This is a genomic window from Rhodococcus sp. BS-15 (assembly GCF_000813105.1).
Classification (GTDB): Bacteria; Actinomycetota; Actinomycetes; order Mycobacteriales; family Mycobacteriaceae; genus Rhodococcoides.
Window position 1 is genome coordinate 1 of record NZ_BAOX01000245.1, and the last position, 7,459, is coordinate 7,459.

General features: G+C 64.2%; 6 protein-coding genes and 2 pseudogenes. 7 read left to right on the top strand and 1 reads right to left on the bottom strand.

The window, feature by feature from the left end:
• Window positions 1-288: 288 nt before the first annotated feature.
• The 6 genes and pseudogenes from urtA to RHBS_RS21275 all read left to right on the top strand — a co-directional run bounded on the left by urtA (window position 289) and on the right by RHBS_RS21275 (window position 5,818).
• On the top strand, window positions 289-1,566 hold the full coding sequence (gene urtA / locus RHBS_RS21250) for an urea ABC transporter substrate-binding protein (protein WP_121873515.1): 1,278 nt from the start codon (window positions 289-291) through the stop codon (window positions 1,564-1,566).
• A gap of 89 nt (window positions 1,567-1,655) precedes the next feature.
• Window positions 1,656-2,539 (top strand): annotated as a pseudogene (gene urtB, locus RHBS_RS21255) (urea ABC transporter permease subunit UrtB).
• A pseudogene (urtC, locus tag RHBS_RS21260) lies at window positions 2,536-3,626 on the top strand (urea ABC transporter permease subunit UrtC). Before urtB ends, urtC begins: the two co-directional pseudogenes overlap by 4 nt.
• On the top strand, window positions 3,623-4,453 hold the full coding sequence (gene urtD / locus RHBS_RS21265; protein WP_128646388.1) for an urea ABC transporter ATP-binding protein UrtD: 831 nt from the start codon (window positions 3,623-3,625) through the stop codon (window positions 4,451-4,453). Before urtC ends, urtD begins: the two are co-directional and overlap by 4 nt.
• Complete coding sequence (gene urtE, locus RHBS_RS21270; protein WP_094613983.1) at window positions 4,446-5,138, top strand: urea ABC transporter ATP-binding subunit UrtE; 693 nt, start codon at window positions 4,446-4,448, stop codon at window positions 5,136-5,138. The genes urtD and urtE overlap by 8 nt, the downstream gene beginning before the upstream one ends.
• Before the next feature lie 11 nt (window positions 5,139-5,149).
• Complete coding sequence (locus RHBS_RS21275) at window positions 5,150-5,818, top strand: GntR family transcriptional regulator (RefSeq protein ID WP_121873519.1); 669 nt, start codon at window positions 5,150-5,152, stop codon at window positions 5,816-5,818.
• Between the two features lie 6 nt (window positions 5,819-5,824).
• On the opposite strand, the gene RHBS_RS21280 is transcribed toward RHBS_RS21275, so the two are convergent.
• Window positions 5,825-6,748 carry an iron-siderophore ABC transporter substrate-binding protein gene (locus tag RHBS_RS21280; protein ID WP_128646389.1) on the bottom strand — a complete coding sequence of 308 codons (924 nt, stop codon included), beginning with the start codon at window positions 6,746-6,748 and terminating at the stop codon, window positions 5,825-5,827.
• Window positions 6,749-6,839: 91 nt separating this feature from the next.
• Between RHBS_RS21280 and RHBS_RS21285 the strand changes: the two genes are divergently transcribed.
• Complete coding sequence (locus RHBS_RS21285) at window positions 6,840-7,400, top strand: carboxymuconolactone decarboxylase family protein (RefSeq protein WP_128646390.1); 561 nt, start codon at window positions 6,840-6,842, stop codon at window positions 7,398-7,400.
• Window positions 7,401-7,459 lie beyond the last annotated feature (59 nt).

Sequence of the window (7,459 nt, forward strand, 5' to 3'; positions counted from 1 at the left end):
TCGACGGAGACGATGCTCTGACGGCTCACCCCGCAGATGCTGCCGAGTTCGGCCTGAGTGATGCGTGCCAGTTTGCGATGTGCGCGAACGTTGTTCGTTCCGGACATACGCGAAAGTCAACTCTGCTTGTCATTTTTTGTCAAGCTTGCTTGTCATTTCGACGCTTTAACGTCCGCGTAACGCGGGAAACAGACTCGTCACCGCAGAAAATACCAACGCAATACTCGCCCTTTACTGTTCGCAATCGCGAATACAACTCCGTATACAAAACTTCCGAAAGGCCCGTAGATGCCTGCTGTCTCGAAGCGCATGTCCGTCAAGCGCGTCATGGTCGTTCCCGCAGCGCTGGCTGCATTGAGCCTGGTCGCCACCGCGTGCGGAAGTAAGGCGAGCGACACCACCTCCGCCGATGGCGGCGGCGGTTCTGCCACCTCGTGTGTCGACACCTCCGGTGACACCATCAAGGTCGGCTCGCTCAACTCCCTGTCCGGCACCATGGCGATCAGCGAAGTGACGGTTCGCGATTCGATCGCACTGGCCGTCGAGGAGATCAACGCATCCGGTGGCGTCAAAGGCAAGCAGATCGAGATCGTCGCCGAGGACGGCGCGTCCGAGCCGACGGTGTTCGCCGAAAAGGCCGAGAAGCTGATCAGCAGTGACTGTGTCGCAGCCGTTTTCGGCGGCTGGACCTCGTCGAGCCGCAAGGCGATGCTGCCGGTGTTCGAGGACAACGACGCTCTCCTCTACTACCCGGTTCAGTACGAGGGCCTCGAGGCGTCGAAGAACATTTTCTACACCGGTGCCACCACCAACCAGCAGATCATCCCGGCCCTGGACTACCTCAAGGAACAGGGCGTCACGTCCCTCTACCTGGTGGGCAGCGACTACGTGTTCCCACAGACGGCCAACCGCGAGATCAAGGCCTACGCCGCGGCGAACGGTATCGAGATCGTCGGCGAGGATTACACCCCGCTCGGCTCCACCGACTTCTCCACCATCGTCAACAAGGTTCGTACCGCGGATGCCGACGCCGTGTTCAACACCCTCAACGGTGATTCGAACGTCGCATTCTTCCGCGAGTACACCAATGCCGGACTCAAAGCCGCGGATATGCCTGTTCTTTCGGTGTCCATCGCCGAGGAAGAGGTCGCCGGCATCGGCGCTCAGAACATCGCAGGCCAGCTGACCTCCTGGAACTACTACCAGACGGTCGACTCCCCCGAGAACACCAAGTTCGTCGCCGACTACAAGGCCAAGTACGGTGCCGACAAGCCCACCTCGGACCCGATGGAAGCCGCCTACACCTCGGTGTACCTGTGGAAGAACACCGTCGAGAAGGCCGATTCCTTTGCGGTAGCAGACATTCAGGCCGCCGCCGACGGCGTCAGCTTCGCTGCTCCCGAGGGCGAGGTCGTCATCAACGGCGACAATCACCACATCTCCAAGACCGCACGCATCGGTGAGATCCGCGCCGACGGACTGATCTACACCGTCTCCGAGTCGCCGGAACCCATCGAGCCCGATCCGTTCCTGGAGACCTACGACTGGGCCGCCGACCTCAACTGACCAAGAGTGCCTGCGGCAGTGGTGCGGTTAGGTGCCCCCTGGGGCGCTCAACCGCACCACTGCCGCAGGCACCATAGAAGGAGCCCTCCATGGACGTCGTGATCGGACAGTTGTTCACCGGCCTGTCGATCGGATCCATTCTTCTCCTCGCCGCCCTCGGGCTGTCCCTGACTTTCGGTCAGATGGGCGTCATCAACATGGCGCACGGCGAGTTCATCATGGCCGGTTCGTACACGGCCTACGTGGTGCAGCAGATCGTCTCCACCGGCGGCGCATCACTGTTCATCTCTCTGATCGTCGGCTTCCTCGTCGGCGGTGCCATGGGAGTGTTGTTGGAGGTCACGCTGATTCAGCGCATGTACCACCGGCCACTCGACACCCTGCTCGTCACGTTCGGCGTCGGGCTCATCCTGCAACAGCTCGCACGCGATGTCTTCGGCGCTCCGGCGGTCAACGTCGTGACGCCGGACTGGCTGCGAGGCGGCGTGGACATCCTCGGTGCCGTGGTTCCCAAGACCAGAATCTTCATCCTCGTGCTCGCAATCGTCGCCGTCGTCGCGCTGTCGGTGGCACTGAAGAAGACCGCGATGGGTCGACGCATCCGCGCGGTGGTGCAGAACCGCGATCTCGCGGAGACCTCGGGTATCTCGAGCCGTAGGACGGACATCTCGACGTTCTTCCTCGGCTCCGGTCTCGCCGGTGTCGCCGGCGTCGCGCTCACCCTGATCGGTTCCACCAGTTCCACTGTGGGACAGAGCTATCTGATCGACGCCTTCCTGGTCGTCGTCGTAGGCGGCCTCGGCCAGATCAAGGGTGCGGTCATCGCGGCCTTCGCTCTCGGAATTCTCAACTCGTTCATCGAGTACAGCACCACGCGTCGATCGCCAAGGTCATCGTGTTCGTGCTCATCGTGATCTTCCTGCAGGCCCGCCCGCAGGGCTTGTTCGCCGTCAAGACAAGGAGCCTGGTATGAGCGAGTTCATCGCCAAGCGCGGCGCTCTACTGGGATTCGCGCTCGCCGCGATTCTGTTGTTCGCCGTCGCTCCGGCCGTCCTCAGCGAGTTCCGGCTGAACCTGCTGGGCAAGTTCATCTGCTACGCCATCGTGGCCGTCGGAATCGGATTGGCATGGGGGCGTGGCGGAATGCTCACCCTCGGTCAGGGTGTCTTCTTCGGCATCGGTGCTACATCATGGCCATGCACCTGAAGATCTCCGACGCCGATCTGCGCGGCGACGACGTACCGGACTTCATGTCGATCGCCGGTATTCGCGAACTGCCCTCGTACTGGGTGCCGTTCACCTCGCCGATCACCACCGTCCTGGGCATTCTGTTCGTGCCCGCCCTGGTGGCACTGGTGCTCGGTCTCGGCGTGTTCAAGCGTCGGGTCAAGGGCGCGTACTTCGCGATCCTCAGCCAGGCACTCGCCGCCGCGTTCGCCATTCTGCTGATCGGTCAGCAGACCACGGGCGGCTCCAACGGGCTCAACAGGTTTCGCACGTTCTTCGGGTTCAACCTCAACGATCCCGCCAACAAGCAGATGCTCTTCTTCATCGCCGCAGGAGTACTGCTCGTCGTCGTCGCCATCACCCGCCAGCTGATGTACTCACGCTACGGCGAACTGCTGGTGGCGGTGCGCGATCAGGAGGAGCGTGTGCGGTTCCTCGGGTACGACCCCGCCAACGTCAAGATCGTGGCCTACGTGGCCGCGGCGTTCTTCGCGGGTCTCGCAGGCGCACTGTTCGTTCCGATCGTCGGCATCATCTCCCCCAACGACGTGGGCATCGTCCCGTCCATCGCGTTCCTCATCGGTGTCGCGATCGGCGGTCGAACCACGCTGCTCGGCCCGGTCCTCGGCGCGCTCGGCGTCGCCTGGGCTCAGACCACACTGTCCGAGCAGTTCCCGTCGGGCTGGACCTACGCGCAGGGTCTGCTGTTCGTGGTGGTCGTCGGGTTCTTCCCCGCCGGTATCGCGGGACTGTTCGCACTGCGCAAACGCAAGAAGGAATCCGAACCGGTCCCCGAGTCGAGCGAAGAGCCAGAGAAGGAACTGACGCGATGATTCATGTCGAAGGTCCGCATCCCACGTTCGGCGGCAACGCCGGCATGTCGAGTCAGTACCTCGAAGTACGAGACCTGACAGTCAGTTTCGACGGTTTCAAGGCCAACACCAACGTCGATCTGACGCTGATGCAGGGCGATCTACGCTTCCTCATCGGGCCCAACGGTGCTGGCAAGACCACGCTGATCGACGCCATCACCGGCCTCGTCCCGGCCACCGGCTCGGTGACGAAGTCCGGCGTGGAACTGCTCGGCAAGAAGGTACATCAAATCGCCCGCCTCGGCATCGGGCGAACCTTCCAGACCGCCAGCATCTTCGAGAATCTGACGGTATTGCAGAACCTGGACATCGCCGCCGGTTCCGGTCGGTCCGTGCTGACGATGCTGCGACGTCGAGGATCGGTGCTACCTCAGATCGAGGAGGCCCTCGAGACCATCGGTCTGACGGCCGAGCGCGACAAGCCCGCGGGAATTCTCGCGCACGGTCAGAAGCAGTGGCTCGAGATCGGAATGCTGTTGGTGCAGAACGCCGACGTGCTTCTGCTCGACGAGCCGGTCGCAGGCATGAGTCACGAGGAACGCGAGGAAACCGGGCAGCTGCTGCAGCGCATCGGCGGTGAGCGGACAGTGGTGGTGGTCGAGCACGACATGGACTTCATGCGCATGTTCGCCACCTCGGTGACGGTGTTGGCCGCCGGTCGGGTCCTGGCCGAGGGCACGGTGGCCGAGGTGCAGGCAGATCCGAAGGTCCAAGAGGTCTATCTCGGTACCGCCGCTGCGGGCGAGGAACTCGACCATATTGCAGAAGAAGGAGCCGATCATGCTTGAACTGGTGGATGTGCGTACCGGTTACGGGCGCAGCGAAGTGATTCACGGTGCGTCGCTGACGGTTCCGGCCGACGGTGTCGCGGCGGTGATGGGGCACAACGGTGCAGGCAAGACCACTCTGCTGCGAGCAGCGGTCGGACTGCTCAAGGTCAACTCCGGCAAGGTCATGTTCGACGGCGAGGACGTCAGCGCGTTGCGTCCCAGCGCCCGCGTCGCCCGCGGACTCGCCTACGTGCCGCAGGGTCAGCAGTCGTTCGGCCAGTTGACCACGGCCGAGAATCTGCAGGTAGTCGCCGACGGTCGCAAGCGCGGCAAAGCGCTCGTCGACGAGGCACTCGATCTGTTTCCGGCGTTGAAGGAATTGCTCGGTCGCCGAGCGGGATTGCTCTCGGGTGGTCAACGCCAGCAGCTCGCGATCGCGCGGGCACTGATCACCGAACCGCGGATGTTGATCCTGGACGAGCCAACCGAGGGCATCCAGCCGTCGGTCGTCGCCGAGATCGAACGCACCGTCATCGAACTCACTCGACGCGGAGGACTGGGAGTGTTGTTGGTGGAGCAGCACATCGGCTTCGCCCTCGAGTCGGCGCAGAACTACTACATCCTCGAGGCCGGCCGCATCACGTCCACCGGTGTGGGCGGAACCGAGTCCGAGGCGGACGTCCGCGCAGCCATGGCAATCTGACCGGACACATCGTGCCGCGCAAGGACCTTCGCGAGAAGGTCTATTCGTCACTGCGCCGGGATCTGGTCTCCGGCGCCATCAGCTCCACGGAACGGCTCGGCGAGGAGCGTCTCGCCGAGCTGTACGGTGTCTCGCGTACTCCGGTGCGCGAGGCACTGGCGCGGCTGCAGGCCGACGGCCTCGTCACCCGCGACGAAGCCGGGCTGCACGCCTATCGCCCCCGGATCGGCGACCTGCCCGACCTGTACGAGCTGCGCTCCACTCTCGAAGCCCGCGGCATCACTCGATCGATGTCGCACCCGGTCGATCGGTCGTCGCTGTCGAACCTGTTGGACACCTGGATCGGTTTGCGTGCCGACCCGCCCGGGACCACCGACGATCTGGTGTCCCTGGACGAGAACTTCCACGTCACCTTGTTGGCTGCCTCGGGCAACCCGGCGCTGACCGAGGCACTGTGCACCGTGAACGCGAAGGTGCGTCCGGTTCGGATACTCGGCGGACTCGACGCCGCAGCCGTCGTCTCGGCCATCGATCAACACATCGACATCGTCGAGCGCGTTCTCGCCGGGGCGCTGGACTCGGCACTGGAACTGCTACTGGCACACATCGATTCCTCGCGGGACCGAGTGGTCGAGCGGGCCGAGCAAGCCGCGGCGCTGGCGGGCGCGGTCCGGATGTGAGTCGGTTTACTCCGAGAGAATCCGATCGATGTCGTCGAGCACGGTCTGCCCGCCCATGGGCCCGACGCCGGTGATCCAATACGACAGGTCCACCGCGTGCGGATTCGGTAGTACCGCGGCGTTGGCGGTGATCGACGCCGGAATCGCTGCGGGGTCCGACGGGTCAGAGGCGGTGACGACGATCAGATCAGCGGCCGCCTCGGCCGCCAGCTCGGGCGAGAGGTCGACCGAGATCTCGTCGGCCCATTCCGGCCTCGGCGGGGTGGTGAAGCCTGCGCACTCGAGGGTGCTTCCGGCGAACGACGTCGGCCCGTACAGGGTCAGTTCGCCTGCGCGGGGGCGAATCAACTGTGCGGTCTTTCCAGCGGTGTCGTGCTTCTCGGCGATCTCGGCACACCGATTTTCGTAGGCGGTGAGCAGCTCCTCCGCTGTGTCCTCCTTGCCGAGGGTGCGTCCGACGAACCGGACGTTCTCGCGCCACGGATCGGACTGGGATGCCATGAACACCGTCGGAGCAATGGCGGCGAGTTGGTCGTAGTACTCGGCGTGCCGAGTCTCCGTTCCCAGGATGAGATCCGGTTGCAGGGCCGCGATGTCCTCGATGGTCGGTTCGGCAACCGTACCGACGGTCGCGATGTCCGCGGCCTCCGTCCCGAGGTACGACGGCACTCCACTGTCCTCGCTGAGCACCGCGGTCCCGACGGGCACGACGCCGAGGGCGACGGTGGTGTCGAGCTCGACCGGCTCGAGGGTGACGACGCGCAGCGGGGTCTCGGGAACGTCGACCGTTCCCCGGACCGTCTCGATCGATCGCGTCGCGCTGACGTCGGTATCGGAGGTGGCCTCGGTGGACGAACACGCCGTCGCAGCCACACCGAGGGCGGCGATGGTGAGCGCGAGGGCCGTGATGCGGGCATGGGACTTCGTCAAGGGTCCTCCGAGGGAAAGTTGTACAGAATCATAAAGAGGGTAGCCTATCCTTCTACTTCCCGGTGACGCCCGGCCGGGCAGTCGGTACGGTGTGGCTGTGACCACACCACGTATTCCGTCCGGTACCGCCAAAACTCTCGGACCCATCAACTGGGTCATCTGCAAGGTGATCGCCAAAGGCGCGGGGGTGCCGAATCCCCACCTGTTCACCACCCTCGGGCGCACCGGCGGTCTCTACCGAGCATGGCTGTTCTACAGCGGCCATCTGATGCCGGGCGGCAAGATCTCCCGCAAGGAAACCGAGATGGTGATCCTGCGCGTGGCGCACCTGCGCGAATCCGCCTACGAGATGGACCATCACATTCGGCTGGGCAAGCGGGCGGGCATCGACCGGGATCTGCTCGAGCTGATCAAGACCGGACCCGACGCACCGGGCCTGTCGACGCGGTATCGGACCATTCTGACCGCAGTCGACGAACTCGTCGCCACGAAGATTCTCTCCGACGCGACCTGGAACGAACTCGCCACCCAGTTCGACGAGCGGAGGCTCATCGAATTCGTCCTGCTGGTCACCCAATACGACGGGCTGGCCACCACTCTCGCAACCCTGCGCGTCGAACGCGATTACGGCGACCGCCCACCGCGGCCATGAGCAAGTCAGCCGAGGCCGCGCTGCACCGCGCGCTCGCCATGATCGAGCCGGCGACGCTG

Coding starts and splice junctions, on each gene's coding strand:
- urtA (WP_121873515.1), top strand. CDS start 289: ATGCCTGCTGTCTCGAAGCGCATGTCCGTCAAGCGCGTCATGGTCGTT.
- urtD (WP_128646388.1), top strand. CDS start 3,623: ATGATTCATGTCGAAGGTCCGCATCCCACGTTCGGCGGCAACGCCGGC.
- urtE (WP_094613983.1), top strand. CDS start 4,446: ATGCTTGAACTGGTGGATGTGCGTACCGGTTACGGGCGCAGCGAAGTG.